Here is a 22681-nt window from a genome sequence, read left to right on the forward strand (position 1 = left end):
TAACATCGGGGTGACGATATGACAAGTAAAAAAACAGAAAAATATGATTTGATTCTTCAGGGCGCTCTCAAGGTATTTGCTGAAAACGGCTATCACCGTTCCCAAGTTTCCAAAATTGCCAAAGCAGCAGGCGTAGCGGATGGAACGATTTATTTGTATTTTAAAAGAAAGGAGGACATACTCATTCATCTATTCCAAGAGAAGCTTGGAGAACTGGTAAATAAGTTTCATGAAAGCGTAGCTGAGACAAATGATGCATGTGAAGCACTGCGAATGATCTGCACCATTCATTACACGGAACTTGAGAATAATCCAGAGCTTGCTTATGTGACTCAGATTGAAATGCGGCAAAGTGAGCTGGAACTGCGAAAAGAAATAGGGATTACGCTGAAACCTTACATCGAGCTGATCGAGAATATTGTTCAACAAGGGATCGACAATGGACAGTTTCGGGCGAACCTCAATGTGAAACTTGTGCGGAATTTAATTTTCGGTTCCATGGACGAAGTTGTTACTTCTTGGCTTTTATCGGGTCAAAAGTACTCCTTGCGTGATCAAGTGAATGAAACACTTCAGTTTTTTATTCATGGCGTTTCCAAATAGAGAGGTTCTACATCTCTGCGATTCACATATAAAAAACTCACAAGCATCATTTTGAAGGGAGAGCGTAAACGATGAAAATGGTAGTGCTCATGAAACAAACATTTGATACAGAGGAAAAAATCGTAGTGAAGCAAGGTAACATTGTGGAAGATGGAGTCAAGTTTGTCATTAACCCTTATGATGAATATGCAGTGGAGGAAGCCGTCAAGCTTCGAGATGAATTTGGCGGCAGTGTAACCCTTGTATCCCTCGGTCCCAGTCGAGCCGCAGAAGCGCTGCGCACTGCCCTTGCCATGGGTGCCGATGAGGCAGTCCTCATCTCAGATGACCGAATTCCAGATGATGAGTATGCTGTCTCCAAAGTTCTATATACCTATCTATCCAAAGAAAATCCAGACCTTATTCTTGGCGGTAATTTCTCAGTCGATCGCGGATCGGGTCAAGTGGCGATTCGGCTTGCGAACATGCTGAGTATCCCCCATACCGCTTCCATCACTAAACTGACGATCAACGGAACCACCGCTGAAGTACACCGTGATGCAGAAGGAGACCTTGAAATACTTACCCTCCCCTTACCAGCTCTATTCACTGCTCAACAAGGACTAAACGAACCCCGCTATCCTTCCCTGCCCGGCATTATGAAAGCGAAGAAAAAACCATTCAAAACTTACACGCTTGAAGATCTCGACCTTACGGAGGATGAAGTGAAGCCAGCGACAAAACAAACCGAACTCACGCTCCCCCCAGAACGAAGTGCTGGGCAAATTCTAATAGGTGAACCTGCCGAAGCGGTATCCGAACTTGTTTCCTTACTGCGAACGAAGTCTAAAGTGATTTAACTTTTGAATGCGTTTTCAATTGTGATGTTTTTATAACTGTATGGCAAGTAGAATGTCCTACATGCAATTTTTTTGTGAACCATGGTCCCCTGCTTGATTTATCTATATTGCCCGGGAGGTTAAGCTTATGAGCAGAACGATATTCATTTACGCTGAAAGCCGTGAAGGTAAGTTACGTCAAGTTGCTAAGGAGACGTTAGGTGCAGCTCAGCTCATTGCGAAGGAAGGGGATACCATCTGCGCTTTTGTTGCTGGGTCTCAAATTACGGAAGCGATATCTGCGATCCTTCCTTACGGAGCAGATCATGTTGTTACCATGGAACATGCAGACCTGGTGCACTATAATCCCGATGCTTACTTTGCTGCAATTAAGGCTGCACTGGATCAAATGAAACCAGATATCGTACTTTTTGGTCATACCGCCATTGGACGGGATCTCGCTCCGCAAGTTGCAGCCTATTTACAGGCAGGTCAGATTTCCGACGTAACCGCGATTGATCATGAAGAAGGGGAAACGATTTTTACGCGGCCTCTTTATGCAGGGAAGGCATTTGAGAAACGTGTATTTGAATCCACTCCTGCTGTCGTTACCATCCGTCCTAACAATATTAAACCTGCGGAATTAAGCGAGAATGCTGCTCCATCAAGTGTAGTAGATATCGCTTATCCCGCCCCTTCCCTGCGGACTGTGATTAAAGATGTCGTGAGCAAAGCTACAGGAAAAGTTGATCTGACGGAAGCTAAAGTGGTGATCTCTGGGGGCCGCGGTGTCAAGAGTGAAGATGGTTTTAAACCTCTCGAAGAACTTGCCGATTTATTAGGGGGGGCTGTTGGTGCTTCCCGCGGAGCCTGCGATGCAGGATACTGTGATTACTCCCTTCAAATCGGTCAGACCGGTAAAGTAGTAACTCCTGAGATCTATATCGCCTGCGGCATAAGCGGAGCCATCCAGCATTTGGCGGGCATGAGTCAATCCAAGGTCATTATTGCGATCAATAAAGATCCAGAAGCACCGATTTTTAAAGTCGCAGACTATGGTATCGTTGGCGATTTATTTGAAGTGGTACCGCTTCTCACCGAAGAATTCCGTAAAGTGCTTGTATAATTCATTGATGTTGGGATGCTTGAACTACGAAATTAATAGGATTGTAAAATAAAAAACTACCTTTTGCTTTTCATCCATATGGATGCTTGCAGGAGGTAGTTTTCTTTAATCGAAGTTTAGATATTTTTTAATGGATGTTTTCTTTTCTCATTAAACCATATAAGTATTGTGCTTTTCTTATATCAGGATTGAACCGCTTCGAGCCATGCTTTACTAATCAGTGCATGACCTGCCGCAGTGGGATGTACTCCATCTTCTGCCCAGAAAGCCGGGTCGAGCTGGGTACTTTTTGAAGCAAATAAACCATCTAGAGGAATATAATAGGTTTTGAATTCACGAGCTAACTCGCGAATCGCATGGATTTTTGGATCAAGGTCTGCTCTCCATTCTCTCTGCCCTGCCGGAACAGGAAGAACAAATGGTTCAATAAGGACCAGTTTGGCATTGGTTTTCTCCTTGGTTTGAACAATCAGATCACGATATGTACGATAAAAATCTTCGGTTGAAGTTAATTCACCTTGATCATAATAACGCCAAGTGTCATTAATACCGATATAGATCGACACCCAGTCAGGCTGATGAGCGATACAATCCTCTTCCCATCTTCGCTCAAGATCCGTAATACGGTTCCCGCTAATACCCCGATTTAAAAATTTCATATTTAGCTCAGGATATTGGTTTCCGATTTCAGCTGCTGTCAGCAGCGCATACCCACTGCCCAGGCTCCATTTATTACTATAATCTCGACCACAATCTGTAATACTGTCTCCTATAAAAAGAACGGTCTCTCCCTGTTGAAACGGATGGCTCACGGTTTACTTCCCCTCTCCAATTACCTGATATATACGTTCATTTCCATTCCCTATGATAACGCTATCAGTTCAAATTGGAAATAGATTTTCGCAAAATTTCATAACAAAAATAGATCTTATGATAAAATAGATGACATAACTAACCTAACAAAACAAAACTTTGTTTAAGTAGTTATTTAGTTATATCTATTTCAAGCACGATTGGACAATGATCACTTCCGAGAACCTCACTATCAATCGATGCGTCTATTAATTGGGGAGCCATTCTCTCTGACGCTAAAAAATAATCAATACGCCAGCCGATATTCCGCTCTCGAACCTTTGCCATATAAGACCACCAGCTGTATACATCCGTCTGATCAGGGTAAAAATAACGGAACGTATCTACAAATCCGGCATCCAGAAGCTTTGTCAGTTTCTCTCGTTCCTCATCTGTAAATCCGGAATTCCCCCGATTGCTCTTTGCATTCTTAATATCTATTTCTTCGTGTGCGACATTCAGGTCTCCACAAATTACCACCGGTTTTATCTGATCAAGGCCCGTAATATACTCTCGAAATTGTTCCTCCCATTCCAGCCGCATAGCTAGTCTCGATAGATCTCTTCGAGCATTCGGTGTATACACGTTCACCAGATAGAAAGACTCAAATTCTAAAGTGATCATTCGGCCTTCCACGTCTGGGTCTTCTTCACTCATTCCATACTGGACGGATAATGGTTTTATACGAGTAAATACCGCAGTTCCTGAATAGCCTTTTTTCTCGGCGTAACTCCAGTAATCTTGATATCCTTCCCCCAGCTCCAGTTCAATCTGTCCTTCTTGCAGTTTTGTCTCTTGAAGACAGAAAATATCCGCATCCATATGATGAAAATAATCCATAAACCCTTTTTTCACACAAGCTCTAAGTCCATTTACGTTCCAAGATACCAGTTTCATGTCTCTCTCCTTGATGTCTATACTTTCTTATCATTCTAGTAAATAAAAAGACCGTAGGCAAACTAGCAAAGCTAGCATCCTACAGTCTGCTCTCATAATAGGAGGTTTCTTAACAAAGCAGTTCGTATACATTTAAACCAACAAGTTTTGTATAGCGACTTTCCAGCCATTCTACAGCAAAGGTAATTGGCTACGAACCTAGTTTTATCTCCTTTTAGCCATTGTTTATCTCTTATAAGACAATTAACTTTAACGGGCTATTCTGCGGTGGTGCAGATTGTTTCCATAGCTTCGTTGTTATAGCAACGATATCTTGACCTTTTTTTATTCCTGTTAATTTCTCTTTTTCATCCTTAAGTATAAGGATCTCTTGTGTGTCGTAGTCTTTTATCTTTACAGATATCTGGTTTTCATTCTTACTAGGAACAATATCTAACACAAATGCCCGTATGCTCTCGATATTTTCTTTTTCATATTCTGGGTTTTCGACCAGGAAGCCTTCTATTACAGAATCCCTTAGCGTTTCAAACTCCTTGTCATTCCATTGATCTTTTGTTTCATTTTCTCTTTCTTCGGAGCCCTCTACATTGTTAATCGGATTCACTATTAACCCTTTGCCGCCCTCCATATCTTGGGGTGAGCATGCTGCTAAGAAAATTATAACCATAGTTAAGATTAGACTTGTAAGAACCTTTTTCATTTTTTTCACCTCTCGCTGATATAGACGAAAAAGCCTAAAGAAAGGTTGCAGCATTCTGTTATCCTTCTTCTTATTCGATCAATATGAAACCTCTCGTGACTTTCTTTAAACAACAAAAAAAACTCACTCCTTGTATAGTCACATCCCATACAAAAAGTGAGTTTTAATCAAATCCCATTCTCAAAAACGTACATCACCATACATTTCAACCGAATGACCTAATACATACCATCGCTGATTGATAACTACGTTGAGTCACAAATTGATACCCATGGTAGACAAAACATAAAGACTTTAAAACGTCGAGGTTAAAGTAATTTTTCCTATTCTTCGTCGAACTCCACGTTGTGATACACCTGCTGCACATCTTCCAGATCTTCCAGCACGTCGATCAGTTTCTCGAACTGAGCAAGTGCATCGCCTTCTAGAGATACGAAGGTTTGCGGAAGCATTGTAAGCTCAGCTACCGTAAACTCGGAAATGCCTGCATTTTTGAATGCATCTTGTACAGCGTGGAATTGATCTGGTTCAGCGTATACGATAACAGAATCATCTTCTTCGATAATGTCACGTACATCAAGATCTGCTTCCATCAGCAGTTCAAGCACGTCATCCGCTGTTTTTCCTTCTACACCGATAACGGCTGTTGAATCAAACATGTAGCTTACGGAACCACTTACACCGAGGTTTCCTCCGTTTTTACTGAAAGTGGAACGTACTTCAGAAGCAGTACGATTCACGTTGTTCGTGAGGGCATCCACAATAACCATGGAACCGTTAGGTCCAAAACCTTCATAACGAAGTTCGTCAAAGTTTTCTTCGGAACCGCCTTTTGCTTTTTCCAGTGCGCGGTCGATGATCGCTTTTGGTACGTTATAAGTTTTGGCACGCTCAAGGACTACTTTCAGTGCACGGTTCGACTCAGGATCAGGTTCACCCTGGCGAGCAACTACATATATTTCACGTCCAAATTTGGCATAGATTCGGCTAGTACTAGCGTCCTTATTTGCCTTTTTCTCTTTGATGTTATTCCATTTACGACCCATAATATATCGCTCTCTTTCACTTAGAATCAGGCTCAATCCTTTCTATTATAGCTTTTATGGAATGAGTTGAAAAGTTTACACGTCACATTTCTTGTAAGGAATATATGAACGACATAAGGCCAAATTCTATTTTATTTTTATTTTGAACTCTGCTTTCGCAAATCCTGGGTATTCCTTTACCTTGAAAGACAAAGGCTGTTTATATTCCCTTTTGGGGATAGAGAACGACATTTCGTGGCTCTCCGTGCCGGGTCCCGCCCACATTAACAACTTAGCATCGTTCATTGGGTATTCTTTACCTGCAGCATCTGTGAATGTGTTATCTTCATTAAAAAATTGTACATAAGGATTGAAATATGGATATTCCGTCTGGTCATAAATTCCTTCTGCACTGATGCTTATTTGCATTTGGTCTCCTGTTTCCTCTACCTTATCTAAGACGATGTGTGAACTTGGAGTGTGTAAGGTCTCTACCGTCTCTGTATTGAATGTAAATACTTGATCTCGTTTATTCATAAAGAATCCTTTTGCTTCTAAAGTCAAAGACTCCGTTTGACTAAAATAAGGACTTTCAAAAAAATAAGTTCGCTCTCCTGTTGATAAGTCGCCCTGTACAGTCTCCATTCTTCTTTTGTAATCGGTATTATCATTCAATCTTAAATCCACTAGATCATTGATCTGCATTGTATTATTTGGGTCAGCTGTGACATGTACTTTTGCTTGAAGAGGCGTAATCGTTACTTGATCAATGTTCACTTTCTGACCATCTACTTCCATCTGCTTATCGACTGGAATGACCTCTCTCATACCTGCAAAACGTTTTTTATCCACGGTAAATGGAATTTCATAATGATGACCAACCATATTCACTTTCAGAATTAACCGTTCCGGCATCGTCTGACCGTCTAACAATCGAAAATCAAGTTTTTCATAAGTATCAACTGCTTCCTCAATCTCTTTTGGAAGAACGTTTAGTCGTTGCTCGCTGATCTTTTCTCCTTTTTCATTCGTCAATTCAAAAGCCATATAATCATTCGCTTTCCCTTCCCTCACTTCTGGACCCTTCAGGGAATAGAGAATGAGAATCCGGTCTTCATCCGCAAGTATACTTCCCACCGTAAACACGGTATCTTCCGATGTATCTGAAATTCCCACTTCTTGTAGAAAATCATGTTTCATTGCTTTTGCAAATAAGCTGTCATACCGAATGAGATCCACAAATTTATTCATACCCGGCATGTCCCGAACTGTGGAAGCAAAGGCGGGTGACACTCTGATACTGGCAACGAATATCATAAAAACACTCATCATCGCTGCAGCTGCTACAAAAACAGTTCGCCTTTTTCTCACATTCCCCTCCGTTTTCTTTCCTTGTGTCAGTCCCTTACGGATTGCAAGATCAAGTTCGAAGTCAGATATCATCATCCGCTGCTCATGAAGTTGTTTATTTAGCTCAAAAGTATTCTCCCAATTCTTATTTTGATGTTCAGACATATTTCCTCACCTTCCTGTCCTCAGTCCATGGCCTTTCTTTTTCTTCCTGATCCTCTTCGTCCAACATCTCTGTTCTCATTTGTTTCAGTCCCTTATGAAGCCAGGTTCGGATCGTTCCTTCCGGCTTGTCCATAAGTTCAGCGATATCAGGAATAGTAAGGTCACGGTAATATTTCAGTACGATGACCATCCGATATTTCGGCTGCAATTTTCTAATCCGTTTCTCCATATCTAATTTGTGATCCGAGTCTACACTTTGCGGAGCAAGTACTGCATCATATCCCATGTAACTCGCAGCTGTAGGTACCTCTCTACGTTTCTTCTTCTGTTCATCCATACATACGCGTATTAAGATTCGAATGACCCATGTTGTAAAATATTCGGGTTGCTTCAGTGATTTCCGTTTTGCCCATACTTTGCTCACCGTTTCTTGGACCGCATCTAGCGCATCCTGCTGATTGAGCATATAGGAATAGGCAATCCCGTATAATTTATGCTTGTCTACACTCATTCGCTCTACGAACGCTTCTTCATCTCCTTGTTTTGCTTTTACAGCGAGTTCTACTAAATCCACTTATTCCCTCCCCCTTTCCATCCGGTCTGATTTCCTCTATTCGTTAATTAGACTGACGTGCAGTCCATTTGGTTTTTATCACGCCAAAAATAAAAGAGCCACCAGAACAAGCTGTGACTCTTCCCTATAAATGATCTATTTTGAATCAAGCATAATTTTTACTTTTTCCTTCACAAAACCAGGATACTCATGGACTTCAAAGGTCAGCGGCTGTTTATAATCCTCTTTCGGTAATGAATAATAAAACATTTGTTCTGCCGTTTCCTCGTTAAAACTCGATCCTGCTCTCGAATCATCCAGTATCATAAATTCAGTACCTGTTGCATCTGTAAAGGCAACGCTGCGATCTAATAACCTAAATTGCCAATATCCATTTGGAGTAGGTACATCTATATTTTTAGCCTGAATCGTAATATCAATCTCTTCATCCTTCTCAATGGCTTCCGAAAGGGTAATGTGCTCACTTGGAGCAAGCAGAGTTTTCTTTGTATCTGTATTAATAACTAACTTTTTATTCTTATCCGAAATGTAAGCCCCCTCTGACACCAGAGATACTGGTGAGGAATCAAAGTAATTACTGATAAATCGTGCATTCAAACCTTCTGGAGACATGAGATCTCCTAATCCCCCTCGACTTGGATAGTATTTCCCTTCCTCGTTCATTAGAGCTAAGGAAATCATCCCGTTTATATTCCTTGTATTCAGCGGATCTGCTGAGATTCTTACGTAAGCTACAAGAGGAGTAACAACGGCTTCATGTACCGTTAATTTTTGATCCCCAATAGTAAGAGCTTCTTCAAGTTGGTATGTTTTCTTCATATCAACATAACGACTCTGATCATTCGGAATAGTCATACTAAATTTTCTATCATCGAGTTCAATGTTGAGAACTAATGTATCGGGAGTGGTTCCCCATTCGGGAAACCATGTGATGTCTATAAAGCCAACATCTGTCAACATTTTGTTAGAACTTTCTTTATCGTAGACGGTAAGCAGACTCGCATGACTGTAACTGCTAAGGTGTTCTTTATTTCCATCAAGTATTTCATACCTAAGTGAAGAATCTTTCCTGCTTGCTTGATTCGGTGCAGTTAACGTGTACAACATTACCACTTTTTTCTCATCAGCTATGAGGCCATCTACCGTTAGTGAATAATCTCCATCTGTGTCTGTCATATGTACATCTTGCAATAAATCATGTTTCACCGCGTTATAGAGCGTTTGATCGTCTCTTATCAGCTTCAAATAGCTTAATTCCCCTGATAATTTTTCCATTACGATCCTTTCCTCTTCTGATACTCCATTCTTCTCCAGTACGAGGATGGTCATAAGAAAGACAACGGTAAATCCCGCAATATAAAACAATCGTTTTGACCACCTATTTCTAGGTTTCTTACTGTTTCTAGGTAATTTCGCGGTATCTAATTCCGGAGTTTGACTTTTAGAAGAGTCATTCGATACTTTTTTCATCATTTGTGCTACATTTTGTTCTTCCACTTCGTCTTTCATATGTACTTCCCGCCATTTCCTTAGTTATTGCTAAACCATACACATAGTTAACGTCTAAGAAGCTATAAAGTTAGCTAAATAAAAAAAGAAAGAGGAACATCGATGCCACTCACCTTTGCTCATCCAGCCGCTGTACTTCCTTTCATTCGAAACAGAACTTATCTTCATTTTCCCGCACTTGTTCTTGGAAGTATGGCACCCGATTTCGAGTATTTCCTGCGAGGTAGACCTTCAGGCGAAATCGGCCATACGATCATTGGATTCATGACGCTAAACCTTTTCCTCGTTGTCCTAGCTTATCTGGTATATCGGTATATTGTATATCCTCCTATATTCACCAATCTTCCTGCTGATGTGCAGAATGTCCTCACTTCTTCATCTTCTTCTTCGTTCCCGAGGTCAAAACACCCAAGGAAACCAAAAGTAATCCATGTCCTTGTTTTTGTCTATTCCGCTTGGCTCGGTATGGCAACCCATGTGATCTGGGATTCGTTTACACACCAAGGAGGGTTTATGGTCTTACGGTGGAGTCTCTTACAAGAAACCCTATCCATTTCCACGTATGACCTTCCCGTTTATAAAATACTGCAGCATGGCAGTACTTTATTTGGTTTAACCATTATATTTCTCTTCTCTCTAAGCCGTTTATGGAAGCACCCGAGCGAAGTGCGGATCTCTGCTAATTCATTACATTTCAATTCAAAGAAGTGGAGATACTGGTTATCTCTCGGCGTTCTGATGATTGTAATATTCGTGCTATGGATGGTGATAGATCCGTTATCCTTATCTGAATATGGAGTCCTTGTCGTGCGAGTGATTGACTCCGTCATTATCAGCTTTCTACTTTTATCACTTGTTTCTCTTTTCTGGGGGCCTTCCTCATTTCGAAAGAGACAATAAAGCAAATCAATTGGGTTCAAATACATAAAAAATAAGGAAAAAGCCGTAAGACAGATGGATCTGTGTGAACCAGTCCATGAATCTTACGGCTTTTTATTGCTCTTGTAAGTTTATTATTTTGAAAATAGACTCTGAATATCTTCCTTGCTCAAGGCTTGATTATAGATGCTAACCTCATCTAAACTTCCATTGAAGTAGGGATCCGCTGCAAATCTGCTTTTACCAAGGTATGCTTCGTTAGCAAGCAAGTCTTTCGGGTTATACGTCATTTCTTTATTCGTAGCAACCGGCTGTCCATTCACATACATCGTACCGGTATTCCCCTCAAGCGTTACGGCTACATGCGTCCATTCGTTCTGAGGAAGTTTCGCTTGTGACAGCAAACTTTGATCAACACCGTTATGAATCGTGAACTGTAGTACACCTGTATGCTGAGAAGGAGTCAGGAACATGTGTTTTCCAAGCCCATTTCCGAAATCAAAGATACGTTGCCAGTCTCCTCCACCATTCCATTTCACCCATGCAGCAAATGTGAAATCTTGAGCATCGGTAACGAGTCCTGGTACCTGCACATAACCATCTTTTCCGTTAAACTGAAGGGCAGCTCCTTTTTTACCTGAAGTTAGTTGCGTTGCGCCCCCTTGTAGCACTCCGTTTAGTCCATTTACAGATTGATCACTTACTTTCGTTCCTTGTACATCGTCAAAATTATAATTCGCAATGACGGGCCCTGTAAGTTCGGGCAGAACGGTCACGTTGAACGTTTTTGTTCCTGTGACTTTTCCTTTTTGTATCTTTGCAACAAGTTGAACCGTAGCTTGACCCTTACCAGCTATAGGTCTTTTCACTACCCCTGTATTGGAAACCACTTCTTTATTAGACGAAGTCCAGCTGATTGTGCTGTCTTCACTAGCTTTAACGGGTAGCACAAGATCTTGGTATACGGAGGTCGTATCGCCGATCGACAGATCTTTTTTCACCGCAGCTACCACATCTTTATCTTTCCGTTCTTCCGTACGACTGCCCCATAGAGCAACCCCTTGATTCGAAAGTGTAGTAAACGTCATAACCGTCTGTTCTTTGGATGAATCCCACTCTCTGGAGAATACGCCTTTATACTGTGTACCATCCACATTCACTACTGCTTCCCCATTTTTCCCAAGACTCCAAGTACCCTTCACATCACCTGTAATCTTACCTTTCTTGTCAAACACCGCTTTTGACGGAGTTTTAATGGCATTCGTAATCTCTTTACCATGATTGATGATTTGGTAGGTGCCTTGAACATCATTTGCATTAATATTCTTCTTAAATTCCTGATCCGTATAACGATAAGGTGCTACCACAGGCCAGCCGTCTTGATTCATATACATCTCATGTACACGAATTTCATGACCCTCGCCTTGGTTCGGGAAACGACTATGGAAGATTAAAAATGATTTGCCTGTCTTTTCATCGTAATAAGCGGAGTTATGGCCCGGAGATACATAACCTAAACCGGAACCTGATCCAGGGTCACCAATTTCTCTTGTGAACTGAAAGTTCCCCATTAGTTTCACGCCGAAAGGCTCGATGGAACGATCATCAAAGAGCGGCAGTGATGGATCTGCTTTGACCTCAGTCATATCATTGCCTTCTGCATCAAGGTAAGGACCATCCGGATTCTTGGAACGAACAACTCTCATATTGTATCCGCCAACAGAGTCAAGTCCGCCATAAGATAAGTACATGTAATAATAATCCGTCTCTGGATGATACAAAATATAAGGTCCTTCAATACGGCTGTGATTACCGCCAATTAATTTCTCGCCATACCCTTGATCAGGCAAGATCTTGCCTGTCTTTGGATCCATTTCAAGAATGAAAATTCCGCCCGAATAGGATCCGTATACCATCCACAGCTTCCCATTCTTATCGTAGAACACATCAGGATCGACTACATTTGGATGCTTTGTAGCATCATAAATCGTGCCATCTTCTGAGATCTCATCCCACATACCTGACTTCAGCAGAATACCTTCGTCCTTATAAGGACCTTCGATATTGTCCGCAACCGCTACGCCGAGCGCTGATCTCGGAGAGTCTCCTTTACAAGCATTGTAGTACATATAAAAACGTCCATCTTCGAGTTGAATCACATCCGCTGCCCAAAGTGTATCACTCTGTGCCCAGGCGAGAGCTTCTTTTAGTTCTTCCGTAACATTCGGAATGAGTTTATTCCCATCTTTCACTCCCGAATCAATCAAGTTCCAACTCATTAAATCCGTTGATTTGGCAGCGGCAAGGTGAGAACCAAAAACATAAAACGTGTTGTCCACTTTAATTACGGACGGATCATGAACAGAAGCTTCTTGAAAAACAGGGCTGGTCTGCTCATTCGCCCCCTTCGCTTCACTAACAGAAATCGCTCCTGTAGAACCAAAGACGCTTAACAAAACCGTCAAGGTTGTCGTGAGCAGTGCTGCTTTCTTACTGCGCTTGAATAATGGATACAACGTTACCCTCTCCTTTTCAAGTAGTTAATAGGGAATACACTTCACAGTTGAAACGCTTACAGAATTGTTATGCTTAATAATTATGTAAATTCATTTAGTTGTTTGTTAAATAATAGCACTCCTCATATATTCTTTCAATATAAAAATGGAAACCCTTACAGATTGTAGAATCTTCTTTTACCAAGATAATAAGAGGTGTATGGTCCATTTATATTTATCTATTAATAAAATAAAAAAACGGCTGTTTCGGAACAATCTGCAGTAATACGCAGAATCGTTACCGAATCAGCCGTTATATTAATTAGAAGTTGCTATTCTTCATGTTCAATACTAAACACATCTAACAGTTTGCCATCCACATCATAAGCCTGATAAGTCAGAGTGTTACCTCGAATCGTGATTCCTGCAAACATTTGTTTATTATTCTGGAAATGAATTTTGTGATAAAATTGATTCTCTTTTTTCTCATTGAATTTAGGACCGCTTGCATTCGCAACCACATATACGGTTCCTTCGTGATTACGAATCAGATCAGACCCATCTCCCGTAATCTCTCCTTGCTTAAGCGGATAAGATCTCGAATACTCATGATTATGGCCTTGAAGCACCAAATCCACCTCATATTCATCAAAGATTTCCGCCCAGTCCTGGATTTTCTTATACATGTTTCCGCCATATACTGGACGATGCATCGCTACCAATTTCCACTCTTTATCTGTACTTGATAAATCTTCTTTGAGCCACTCTGTCTGCTGCTTGATACTTCCCTCGGTATTGAGTACAGCGATATGGGCACTGCCATAATCAAAGGAGTAATTGGTTTCTGTTCCGCTTAATTTAGATGCACCGTTATCTGGCGTGTAGAAGTAAGAAGCAAATCGCTCAAACTTATCATCCATCACATCGTTATTACCGATGACAGGCACGATCGGGATACGGCTAATCCAGGAAGTGCTCTCTTCCAGAAAATAGTTCCACGCATCATCTGAACCCGCATCATCCACAAAGTCTCCCGCATGGACGACAAACGAGGCATCTGGAAACATGGTAAAGGCTTGATCCATTGTATTCTTCCAAAGTTCAAAATCACTTTGCGTCTCACCTTGCGAATCCGCAGCATAAATAAAGGAGAAATCCTCTTCTTCAGGAGCGGTTTCAAAGGTAAGTGCATCGCTCCATCCTTCCTTTGATCCGTCTCCAACACGGTATTGATATACGGTACCCGGTGATAGTCCGGTTGCCTCTACTTTATGAACTCCGACCGTTTCCCCATTATCCAGCACAAGAGATGTCGTTGTTCCTTCGAAATTCAAGATTTGATCCCCTTTAAAAGAGGTGTCCTTCCCTTTTACAATCTGAAGTCTTGCAGACAAGTTCGGATTATCCGTTTGCCAAGTAAACGCGCGGCTCGTCGTAGAATCTTCGCTTATCGTACTTATTACGACCGGGTTTGCTTGCGTATCTAAATTCCCTTTGGAGTACCACTGCATACCTAGCACTGCCGCAACAAGAAACACAGCAAATATGATAATCCACATTGTATCCTTTCGGTTCATCCCCTTCCTCCATTCCATAAACGTAACTTAAAGTCTGAGGTAGTAACTGCAGCTGTTTGCTAAGATACACCCGAATGAAACTAGAAGTCAAACGAACATTTACCTTATTCATTACGCAGTTTTATGGGTACGATGTAAAATTCATCCGTTTTTAAGGTTCCGTTCAAATTCAGTTCACACACTTTTATTATACTTCATTTATTTCGTTTCATTTGAAGCGGCAATTCACCTTGAAGAAGGGATCTGCCCAAGTTTTAAAATATAAAATAAGGTGGTGCTCTTTTGTGAAAAAGAAATATTCGATTCTCCTTCTATACTTTTGCTCCATCTGTCTGATTCTGGTCCTTAGTCTATTCGGCAGTTCGTCTTCTTCATTCGTTGCTGCAGCAGCTGTTACCACTCCTACTACAGAGAATGCAAACACCCCTGAACAGACCATGCCGTCTGTCACTCCAGATGGTGCGGAGGAAAGCCGGGTACCCGGCGAAGATCGAGGATTTGGCGGAGGATTTCCTGGAGGGGGTGCTGAAAGAGGCATGGGATTTCCACCAGGTGGTGGAGGAGAGGGTTTTCCTTCCTTTAATCAACAAAAGACACAACAAGGATCAATGACCGATTTCATAGCCTCTGTAGTATCGATCATCTTCCTTCTATTCGCTTCCGCATTTGTACATCTCTATAAACGGAAACGTCTTTAATCTTCAGTATCAAAAACTTATGAGACTGTCTCCCCTTTGGGGTAGGCCGTCTTTTTTTATCTGCTTCCAGTGACATTCATTAACTTTATTCGTTCTTTTTGTAATGAGAATGTAAAATTCATCTATTTTTAAGGTTCAGTTCAAATACAGTTCACACAGTCCAAGTAAGATGGGTCTCAAGCCGAAAACAATCAGATGCAAGTTAGCTGCGTAACTTGTGAATCTACCCTAGAAAGAGAGGTGTAATTATGCTCACCCCAGCTCATGTGCAGCTTAGTAAACCTGTAAAGTACCGCAATGAACTTAAGTTTCTTATCAATCAGCATCAGTATATGATTCTGCGTCAAAGACTTAGAAACATTGTAAAGTACGATGAGAATGTAGGAGATACCGGAGAGTATCACATTCGAAGTTTGTACTTTGATGATATGGACAACCGTGCTCTTCACGAAAAACTGGGCGGTGTCCGGGACCGGGCTAAATACCGGATTCGAATCTACAATGTGGAAGACAAGGTCATTCATTTTGAGAAGAAAGTGAAAAAAGGGGATCTCATCGCAAAACAAAAAGTATCCCTGACAAGAGAAATGTATGAATCCATTATCGCTGGTGATTACGAAGTACTGAATGTTCCCGAAAAACCGCTGATGTACGAAATTTATCATGAAATGCGGGATCGGATGTTACGTCCCAAAGTCATTGTTGATTATGTAAGAGAGCCCTTTGTTTGTCACCATGGCAATGTGAGGATTACGTTTGATAAGGACCTTCGAACCGGCCTACACTCTCTTGATATGTTCAACAAAGATTTACATCCTGTAAGGGCAATCGATGAAAATCTGATGATTCTGGAAGTGAAATTTGATGAGTACATTCCGGAATACATACGGATTGCATTACAGCTTGAAGGATTAAACCGGCAATCGGCTTCAAAATATGTCATTTGCCGTAAGTTTCTAAAGTATAACACTTGGGAGGATTATTAAGATGTCAGCAACAGTTTCTACGACGGCAGCAGCGACACAAGCTACTACCGACACTACGAATTTTACAGATATTATTAAAAAATCGGTGATGGAAAACTTCACATCCGATATTAGTATTTCCGAAATTATTATCAGTTTAGCGGTCGCTTTTCTGATTGGTCTCTTTATTTTCACACTTTATAAGCGTGTATTCAGTGGAGTGCTTTACTCCAAAAGCTTTAATGTTTCTCTGATTGGAATGACGATGGTAACTGCGATGGTCATCATTGCGATCAACTCTAACCTCGTATTGTCTCTTGGTATGGTTGGTGCGCTGTCCATTGTTCGTTTTAGAACACCGATTAAAGACCCGACAGATCTGATTTTCTTGTTCTGGGCAGCGGCAGCAGGGATTGTCTCTGGTGCAGGATTCTATACACTTGCAGCTCTCGGTTCCGCTATTATTGGTCTTATTCTCTTCTTCTTTATTAAGAGAACATCTCTTGATACTCCTTACCTTCTCGTTGTAAATTGCGACAGCGATGCTACGGAAAAACAAATTCACGAACAACTAGTCGGCATCGTAAAACGCTACAACGTAAAACAAAAAACCGTTACTGCAGGCAACATTGAAGTCACCTTTGAAGTTCGTTTGAAGGACAGCGAAGGCAGCTTTGTTAACCAGCTTACTGGAATTCAAGGTGTTAAGAATGCGGTGCTCATCAGCTATAACGGTGACTATGTATCCTAAAGATAAGGTGGTGCTCTAGATGAAGAACAAAATGACCCGTCTTCTTCTATGCTTCTGCTCCATCTGTCTGATTCTGGCCGGCTGCCAATTTGGCAGCTCGACCTCTTCCACGGATTCATCAGAAACCGCTGTATCCAAGAAAACACAGAAAATAGAAGAAACCATTTTTCCAAAAGATAAAGTGGTCGATGTAAAAATAACGATTGATAAAGATGAATTTCAAGATATGCTGGACAACGCCAGTGCGGAAGAATATAAGCCCGCCATTGTAGAATATAACGGTATTAAACTTGAAAATGTCGGTATTCGTACGAAAGGGAATTTAAGTCTTCGCTCTGTTGTTCAAATGGAAGACTCCAATCGCTACAGCTTCAAGCTTTCCTTTGATGAATATGTGAATCAGACACTCGAAGGCATTAGCAAAATCAACTTAAACAACAACTATAGTGATGCCAGCAGCATGCGAGAGTTTTTGACCTATGAATTAGCAGAATTAATGGGACTTCCTACTCCTGAATATTCTTTCGTTAATATCTATATTAATGATGAACTATGGGGATTTTATCTTGCTGTTGAGCAGATCGATGAATCCTATTTGGAGCGAAACTTCGGTACCTCCTATGGATCACTATACAAAGGTGTAATGACCGGTCAAGGCAGCGATTTAACTTGGCTCGGTGATGATCCGGATCTGTATACGGGTCTTGAAGTGAAGTCTGAAAAATCAGATGGCGATGCACTGATCGCCATGCTGAATGAACTTAATAATGGAACTGACTACGAGAAATATATCGATATAGAGGATGCATTAGGATATATTGCCCTGAACGTGCTGACGAATAATACAGATAGTTATCTTGGGTCAAATAAACAAAACTACTATCTGTATGAAGAAGATGGCGTCTTCTCGATCCTTCCTTGGGATTACAATATGGCTTTTGGGGGCCTCGGAAGAAGCAGTCTGTATATCGATGAGCCAACGCAAGGAGCTTTGGATGAACGTCCACTCATTGCAAAACTGCTTGCTGTAGATGAATATAAAGAGCAGTATCATCAGATCCTGAAAGAAGCGGTTGATGGATACCTTGCTAATGATACTTTTACTGCACGAGTACAAGAAGTGAAATCGATGATTGCAGAATATGTAAAAGCAGACCCGAATGCATTTTATACCTATGAAGAATTTGAAAAAGGAGTTACAAGTCTGATCTCCACCAATGCATCACAAGTCACCGATATTTCTGAACAGCTTGATGGCACCTCTCCTTCTGCCGGCGACGGCTCCGGAAGCGGCGGAGGCATGGGCGGCGGTGGCAGAGGCGGAGGTATAGACAGAGGTGATGCAGAAGGTGCTGCTCCTAATAATGTTCCTGCCGGAGCTGCTGGCGGGGTTAACAATGAGGCAGCTAATGGCGCACCTAATGCTACTACTAACAATGTTGCTCCTAACGGCGCTGCTAATGACACAGCTAACGGAGCTTCTAACGAGCAATCAAATACGACAAATCAACCACCAGCTGGTCAAGTCCCATCAGACCAAACAAGCCAAAATGGTGATCAGAGTGACACCACTCCTACTGATGGAGCTCAGCCAGGCGCACAACCTGAAGAAGGGAATGGTATAACACCTCCTGATGGATTCGGCGGCGGAATGGGAGAAGCACCCGATGGTTTTGGCGGCGGGATGAATCGTCCTGAAGGCGGCATGATGGGAGGTGGTGGATTCCCTGGCGGTGGAGGAAATCAACAAAATGTGCAGCAAGGAACTACACAAGACTTAATTACAGTTGCCGTATCTCTACTCATAGTCATAATCGCTTGTCTTTTCGTTACTTTCTACAAACGCAAACGACTTTAATAGTAAAAATGCTAAGCTAACATTACCACTTTGACGCGAGATGTTACCCTGAAAATGAAATGACAACAACTCCAAAAAGCCTGTTCACCTTTCCGTGAGCAGGCTTTTTGTGAGTTCAACGATTATAAAACAGACGACCATACCTTTATTGCCGTTATCGTAATCAAAAGGACAAGGGCATACCTTAAATACTTAACGTCCATTTTTGAACCTACCAAAGAACCGATAGGAGACCCTGCAATACTTCCAATAACGGTGAAAAGGATAGGAAGAATCGGAATATCTCCCCCGCTTATTTTACCGATCACACCGCCAATTGCCGAGACAAAGACGATCGATAAAGAAGTCGCAATCGTAATTCGGACGGGTATTCGAAGCACTTTCATCATAATCGGAATAAGGATAAATCCTCCCCCGGCTCCCACAATACCTGAAACTACACCGACAACAAAAGCAAGCGAACTCGCCAAAAATCGGTGGAATGTAATCTCCTCTACCCTTTGTAACTCTTCTTTGCCTCTTGCAGGGAATAACATAAGAATTACAGCAAGCACCGCAAGGATCCCATAGATGATGTTAATCGTCTGTTCCTCGAAGCGCGCAGACCACAATCCTCCAAGCAGGCTTCCTATTAATATACTCGTTCCCATCCATGCCGCGAGTGAGTAATGTATTAATCTCGTTTTTGTTTTTCGAGATTGAAGTCCATACCCTATGATTCCAGAAAGAGATGAGAAAAACACCTGGAATATACTAATAGCAGCAACTTCATGGGCTGTAAATTCACCCAATCCAAGAAGCGGCGGGATAAATAAGAGAAGCGGATAATTGATAATAGCACCGCCAATTCCCAGCAAACCTGAAAAAAACGAACCAATGAATCCGAGCAGGATCATAAGCAGTATAAACATAAGATGTTCCCTCCTCTCGCTCACAACACAATAATTTCATTTACCCAACCTACATGACTATACAAACTCGAAAAGGCAAGTTATAATAATCCCAACTAAATAAATAGGAATAAAGGTGATACTTATGATCGGTTTGAACCGTCTTTTTCGCCAGCATTGTCCCAAATGCAAGCAGCCTTTATCCAGCAAGCTCACCATACTGCATGTAATCAAATCCTGTACGGAGTGTGAATATAAAGAAGAATTTTATCCCGCTCTAGGAATAAGAGTTACGTACGAAGAACCTTCTACTTATTCAGCGGACACCGGCAAAAATAAGCGAGAATAAACTTGATCTATACTTTCTTTGCTATTCCATCCTCCATTATGACATAAAACTGTATTTTCTTGTACAGAAGTTGGTATAGTGAGATAAGAAGATGGCTTTAGTTAAAGGAGTTTTAGACATGACACAGTTCTTACACCAAGAAACGGAACCTAGGCCCATTTACGTCTATGATACTTCTGAGGTATACGGAGAAAAAGGAATATTTCGTGTGCTTGAATTCGGCAATGATGCAATTCAGGGAATCCTTGATCTAAATCAGCCGGAGCGAATTTTGTTTGAATATCCAAGAGCGATTCTGCATTTAATGGAAATGAACAATCCCTCTTACGAAGATGTATTTTTGATTGGGCATGGAATCGGTACTTTATCCTCTGCTTTGCGTGACAAATATGTAGTCATTTCAGAAATTGACCAGAAAGTATCAGACTTAAGTAAAGAATACTTCGGCTACAATGGTCCCCCTGTTCTCATTGAGGATGGATATACATTACTGAAACAGATGACGAGTGGCCGTTTTGATTATATCGTTGTGGATGCTTTCCATGAAGGCGGCATTCCTGAGCAACTGACAACGATGGATTTTTTTGAAACGGCTTGCGATAAACTAACTGAAGATGGAACCCTTCTGATGAACATTATCGGAAGAGGACCTCAGGATCCTTACGTACAGTCCTTTTACCGGTCTCTTTCCTCTCTTTTTCCTGTAGTTGATCTTTTTTCTCTATATGCAGGAGGCTTAGGAAGATCGAAGAATATGATTATCGCTGCTGGTTATCATCCTTTCCGGTATCAGCAAAAATCAATGGCTCATTTTCGTAAAATAAAATCACCTCAAATATCTGCTCGATAGAAATATAGTTAGAGATATAACTACCCTGCGAGTATACGAGCAAACAAACCGCCGCGATTTATCTGATACGCTCCCATCATAGTAGACAGTAGAAAAAACAAAACTTCTACCTCTATCATGATGGGAGTTTTTGTAATGTCTAAAAGAAGCCCAATTCCATATGAAATTAAGATTCAGGTTGTAAGACGTTGCCTGCAGCATGAATCCAATCCCAACTACGAGGCAAAACAACTGGGGATCCATAAAAGCACGGTTACCGAATGGATAAGAAAATATCAAGCAGGTGGAGTGGAAGGTTTAAAAAAATCGAAAGGTTGGAAAGCTTACTCCAAAGAGTTACGACTGGCGGCGATACAAGATGCACTTTCTGGTGAACACTCTGTACGATCAGTGGTGAAAAAGTACCATATTTCGAGTAAATCTGTGTTAGAGAGCTGGATTTCCAAGTATACTGAAGGGGCGAAAATGAAACCAACTCCGAAAAGGATGGGATCCCCTCATATGAATAAAGGACGGAAAACGACTTACGAAGAACGTATTGAAATTGCACAATTCACCATCGCCCATGATTTAGATTACCAGAAAGCCATCGACAAGTACGATGTCTCTTATCAGCAAGTCTACGCCTGGGTTCGTAAATATCAAACGAATGGTCACGAAGGGTTAAAAGACCTCCGAGGTCGTAAAAAACCGCTAGAGGAGCTAGATGAACAGGAAAGATTAAAGCTTCGGATTAAGGAACTCGAAGCGCGTAATGAGTACCTTGAAATGGAGAATGCACTCGCAAAAAAGTTGGCAGAGATCCGGCGAAGAAATACACACTAACCTACGTTCGGCATGCAGACATCTATCAAGCGATTAAGGAACTGCATGGCGAAAAGGGATATGCACTCACCAAGCTCTGTGAGCTCGCAGGAATCGCCCGATCTGCCTATTATAAGTGGCTGAAATGGACGCCATCCACCAGGGAACTCGAAAATCTTAAACTCGCCAAGGAAGTCAAGTGTCGCTATGACAAACGAAAAGGGATACTCGGTTATCGCCAAATGCGTATTCAGTTAAATCGCAAACTAAAAAAGGCTACAACCGTAAACGCTATTACCGTATCATGCGCGCCCTTGAACTAAGGGCAGTGATTCGCAAAAAGCGGCCAAATTACGTGAAAGCTCCAGCCCTTCATATTGCAGAGAATGTCATGAACCGAAAATTCCAAGCGGATGCCCCTAACCAAAAGTGGTGCACCGATGTAACAGAATTAAAGTACGGAAATGGCCGTAAGGCCTATTTGAGTGCCATTATTGACGGATATGACAACTCCGTGGTGTCATGGGTACTCAGCCATTCCAATAACAATGAACTCGTTATGAATACAGTAAAGAAAGCTTACAAAAGGAACCCAGGTGCTAAGCCACTCTTGCACAGTGATAGAGGTTTTCAATACACCTCACATGAATACCAACGACTTCAAAAGAAATACAAGTTTAGAACAAGTATGTCTCGTGTAAGTCGGTGTTTGGACAACCAACCTATTGAGCGATTCTGGGGTACCTTTAAAACAGAAAGCTTTTATCTGGAGAAATACGATACATACGACAATCTCCTTCGTAGTGTAAGAACTTATATCCATTATTACAATAATTTTCGATACACCGAACGACTTAACGGCTTATCCCCTAACGAATATCGGCAAGCAGCATAACTAAGAAAAAATAATCCCCTCAGCTTTGATAACCGAGGGGATTGAACATTT

Annotated in this window: 20 protein-coding genes and 1 pseudogene; 11 read left to right on the forward strand and 10 right to left on the reverse strand. The window is 41.5% G+C overall.

Features of this window, described 5'->3' with window-relative positions; genetic code table 11:
- Positions 1 to 18 precede the first annotated feature (18 nt).
- From QPK24_RS14255 to QPK24_RS14265, 3 genes are all read left to right on the forward strand, one after another.
- Complete coding sequence (locus tag QPK24_RS14255; RefSeq protein ID WP_285742160.1) at positions 19 to 603, forward strand: fatty acid metabolism transcriptional regulator FadR; 585 nt, start codon at positions 19 to 21, stop codon at positions 601 to 603.
- 71 nt (positions 604 to 674) lie between these two features.
- On the forward strand, positions 675 to 1442 hold the full coding sequence (locus QPK24_RS14260) for an electron transfer flavoprotein subunit beta/FixA family protein (RefSeq protein ID WP_285742162.1): 768 nt from the start codon (positions 675 to 677) through the stop codon (positions 1440 to 1442).
- A 127-nt stretch (positions 1443 to 1569) separates the two neighbouring features.
- On the forward strand, positions 1570 to 2547 hold the full coding sequence (locus QPK24_RS14265; RefSeq protein WP_285742164.1) for an electron transfer flavoprotein subunit alpha/FixB family protein: 978 nt from the start codon (positions 1570 to 1572) through the stop codon (positions 2545 to 2547).
- A gap of 182 nt (positions 2548 to 2729) precedes the next feature.
- On the opposite strand, the gene QPK24_RS14270 is transcribed toward QPK24_RS14265, so the two are convergent.
- The 7 genes from QPK24_RS14270 to QPK24_RS14300 form a co-directional block, all read right to left on the reverse strand.
- Positions 2730 to 3359, reverse strand: coding sequence for an SGNH/GDSL hydrolase family protein (locus tag QPK24_RS14270; RefSeq protein ID WP_285742166.1), 630 nt, complete (start codon positions 3357 to 3359; stop codon positions 2730 to 2732).
- A gap of 172 nt (positions 3360 to 3531) precedes the next feature.
- Complete coding sequence (locus QPK24_RS14275; RefSeq protein WP_285742168.1) at positions 3532 to 4296, reverse strand: exodeoxyribonuclease III; 765 nt, start codon at positions 4294 to 4296, stop codon at positions 3532 to 3534.
- 232 nt (positions 4297 to 4528) lie between these two features.
- Positions 4529 to 4996: a hypothetical protein gene (locus QPK24_RS14280; protein ID WP_285742170.1), complete on the reverse strand. Its 468-nt coding sequence runs from the start codon at positions 4994 to 4996 to the stop codon at positions 4529 to 4531.
- 323 nt (positions 4997 to 5319) lie between these two features.
- Entirely contained in the window at positions 5320 to 6042 is a 723-nt protein-coding gene (locus QPK24_RS14285) for a YebC/PmpR family DNA-binding transcriptional regulator (protein ID WP_285742172.1), read from the reverse strand.
- Positions 6043 to 6168: 126 nt separating this feature from the next.
- Positions 6169 to 7536 carry a DUF4179 domain-containing protein gene (locus tag QPK24_RS14290; protein ID WP_285742174.1) on the reverse strand — a complete coding sequence of 456 codons (1368 nt, stop codon included), beginning with the start codon at positions 7534 to 7536 and terminating at the stop codon, positions 6169 to 6171.
- The gene (locus QPK24_RS14295; RefSeq protein WP_285742176.1) at positions 7529 to 8110 is read right to left on the reverse strand and encodes a sigma-70 family RNA polymerase sigma factor; all 582 of its coding nucleotides are present in this window, start codon (positions 8108 to 8110) and stop codon (positions 7529 to 7531) included. Before QPK24_RS14295 ends, QPK24_RS14290 begins: the two co-directional genes overlap by 8 nt.
- Before the next feature lie 135 nt (positions 8111 to 8245).
- The gene (locus QPK24_RS14300; protein ID WP_285742179.1) at positions 8246 to 9619 is read right to left on the reverse strand and encodes a DUF4179 domain-containing protein; all 1374 of its coding nucleotides are present in this window, start codon (positions 9617 to 9619) and stop codon (positions 8246 to 8248) included.
- Positions 9620 to 9721: 102 nt separating this feature from the next.
- Between QPK24_RS14300 and QPK24_RS14305 the strand changes: the two genes are divergently transcribed.
- Positions 9722 to 10519: a DUF4184 family protein gene (locus tag QPK24_RS14305; protein WP_285742181.1), complete on the forward strand. Its 798-nt coding sequence runs from the start codon at positions 9722 to 9724 to the stop codon at positions 10517 to 10519.
- Between the two features lie 113 nt (positions 10520 to 10632).
- On the opposite strand, the gene QPK24_RS14310 is transcribed toward QPK24_RS14305, so the two are convergent.
- Together QPK24_RS14310 and QPK24_RS14315 are read right to left on the reverse strand one after the other, a co-directional pair.
- Positions 10633 to 13014 carry an arabinan endo-1,5-alpha-L-arabinosidase AbnB gene (locus QPK24_RS14310; RefSeq protein ID WP_285742183.1) on the reverse strand — a complete coding sequence of 794 codons (2382 nt, stop codon included), beginning with the start codon at positions 13012 to 13014 and terminating at the stop codon, positions 10633 to 10635.
- 311 nt (positions 13015 to 13325) lie between these two features.
- A complete protein-coding gene (locus QPK24_RS14315) occupies positions 13326 to 14570 on the reverse strand; it encodes a purple acid phosphatase family protein (protein ID WP_285742186.1) in 1245 nt (414 codons plus the stop codon).
- Between the two features lie 284 nt (positions 14571 to 14854).
- On the opposite strand from QPK24_RS14315, the gene QPK24_RS14320 reads away from it, so the two are divergent.
- The 4 genes from QPK24_RS14320 to QPK24_RS14335 all read left to right on the forward strand — a co-directional run bounded on the left by QPK24_RS14320 (position 14855) and on the right by QPK24_RS14335 (position 18842).
- Positions 14855 to 15268: a hypothetical protein gene (locus QPK24_RS14320; protein ID WP_285742188.1), complete on the forward strand. Its 414-nt coding sequence runs from the start codon at positions 14855 to 14857 to the stop codon at positions 15266 to 15268.
- Positions 15269 to 15516: 248 nt separating this feature from the next.
- Entirely contained in the window at positions 15517 to 16254 is a 738-nt protein-coding gene (locus tag QPK24_RS14325) for a polyphosphate polymerase domain-containing protein (protein WP_285742189.1), read from the forward strand.
- 1 nt (position 16255) lies between these two features.
- Complete coding sequence (locus QPK24_RS14330) at positions 16256 to 16984, forward strand: DUF4956 domain-containing protein (protein ID WP_285742191.1); 729 nt, start codon at positions 16256 to 16258, stop codon at positions 16982 to 16984.
- Between the two features lie 19 nt (positions 16985 to 17003).
- On the forward strand, positions 17004 to 18842 hold the full coding sequence (locus QPK24_RS14335) for a CotH kinase family protein (protein WP_285742193.1): 1839 nt from the start codon (positions 17004 to 17006) through the stop codon (positions 18840 to 18842).
- 122 nt (positions 18843 to 18964) lie between these two features.
- Here QPK24_RS14335 and QPK24_RS14340 read toward each other — a convergent pair whose 3' ends face one another.
- Positions 18965 to 19753: a sulfite exporter TauE/SafE family protein gene (locus QPK24_RS14340; protein WP_285742195.1), complete on the reverse strand. Its 789-nt coding sequence runs from the start codon at positions 19751 to 19753 to the stop codon at positions 18965 to 18967.
- Positions 19754 to 20199: 446 nt separating this feature from the next.
- On the opposite strand from QPK24_RS14340, the gene QPK24_RS14345 reads away from it, so the two are divergent.
- The 3 genes and pseudogenes from QPK24_RS14345 to QPK24_RS14355 form a co-directional block, all read left to right on the forward strand.
- Complete coding sequence (locus tag QPK24_RS14345) at positions 20200 to 20931, forward strand: spermidine synthase (RefSeq protein ID WP_285742197.1); 732 nt, start codon at positions 20200 to 20202, stop codon at positions 20929 to 20931.
- A 135-nt stretch (positions 20932 to 21066) separates the two neighbouring features.
- A complete protein-coding gene (locus QPK24_RS14350; RefSeq protein ID WP_285742199.1) occupies positions 21067 to 21756 on the forward strand; it encodes a helix-turn-helix domain-containing protein in 690 nt (229 codons plus the stop codon).
- A gap of 265 nt (positions 21757 to 22021) precedes the next feature.
- Positions 22022 to 22630 (forward strand): annotated as a pseudogene (locus tag QPK24_RS14355) (IS3 family transposase); the annotation flags it as partial.
- Positions 22631 to 22681: the final 51 nt, after the last annotated feature.

This window comes from Paenibacillus polygoni, assembly GCF_030263935.1.
In the GTDB taxonomy this organism is placed as follows: Bacteria; Bacillota; Bacilli; order Paenibacillales; family Paenibacillaceae; genus Paenibacillus; species Paenibacillus polygoni.

Coding starts and splice junctions, on each gene's coding strand:
- QPK24_RS14255 (WP_285742160.1), top strand. CDS start 19: ATGACAAGTAAAAAAACAGAAAAATATGATTTGATTCTTCAGGGCGCT.
- QPK24_RS14260 (WP_285742162.1), top strand. CDS start 675: ATGAAAATGGTAGTGCTCATGAAACAAACATTTGATACAGAGGAAAAA.
- QPK24_RS14265 (WP_285742164.1), top strand. CDS start 1,570: ATGAGCAGAACGATATTCATTTACGCTGAAAGCCGTGAAGGTAAGTTA.
- QPK24_RS14275 (WP_285742168.1), bottom strand. CDS start 4,296: ATGAAACTGGTATCTTGGAACGTAAATGGACTTAGAGCTTGTGTGAAA.
- QPK24_RS14280 (WP_285742170.1), bottom strand. CDS start 4,996: ATGAAAAAGGTTCTTACAAGTCTAATCTTAACTATGGTTATAATTTTC.
- QPK24_RS14285 (WP_285742172.1), bottom strand. CDS start 6,042: ATGGGTCGTAAATGGAATAACATCAAAGAGAAAAAGGCAAATAAGGAC.
- QPK24_RS14290 (WP_285742174.1), bottom strand. CDS start 7,536: ATGTCTGAACATCAAAATAAGAATTGGGAGAATACTTTTGAGCTAAAT.
- QPK24_RS14300 (WP_285742179.1), bottom strand. CDS start 9,619: ATGAAAGACGAAGTGGAAGAACAAAATGTAGCACAAATGATGAAAAAA.
- QPK24_RS14305 (WP_285742181.1), top strand. CDS start 9,722: ATGCCACTCACCTTTGCTCATCCAGCCGCTGTACTTCCTTTCATTCGA.
- QPK24_RS14315 (WP_285742186.1), bottom strand. CDS start 14,570: ATGAACCGAAAGGATACAATGTGGATTATCATATTTGCTGTGTTTCTT.
- QPK24_RS14325 (WP_285742189.1), top strand. CDS start 15,517: ATGCTCACCCCAGCTCATGTGCAGCTTAGTAAACCTGTAAAGTACCGC.
- QPK24_RS14330 (WP_285742191.1), top strand. CDS start 16,256: ATGTCAGCAACAGTTTCTACGACGGCAGCAGCGACACAAGCTACTACC.
- QPK24_RS14335 (WP_285742193.1), top strand. CDS start 17,004: ATGAAGAACAAAATGACCCGTCTTCTTCTATGCTTCTGCTCCATCTGT.
- QPK24_RS14340 (WP_285742195.1), bottom strand. CDS start 19,753: ATGTTTATACTGCTTATGATCCTGCTCGGATTCATTGGTTCGTTTTTT.
- QPK24_RS14345 (WP_285742197.1), top strand. CDS start 20,200: ATGACACAGTTCTTACACCAAGAAACGGAACCTAGGCCCATTTACGTC.
- QPK24_RS14350 (WP_285742199.1), top strand. CDS start 21,067: ATGTCTAAAAGAAGCCCAATTCCATATGAAATTAAGATTCAGGTTGTA.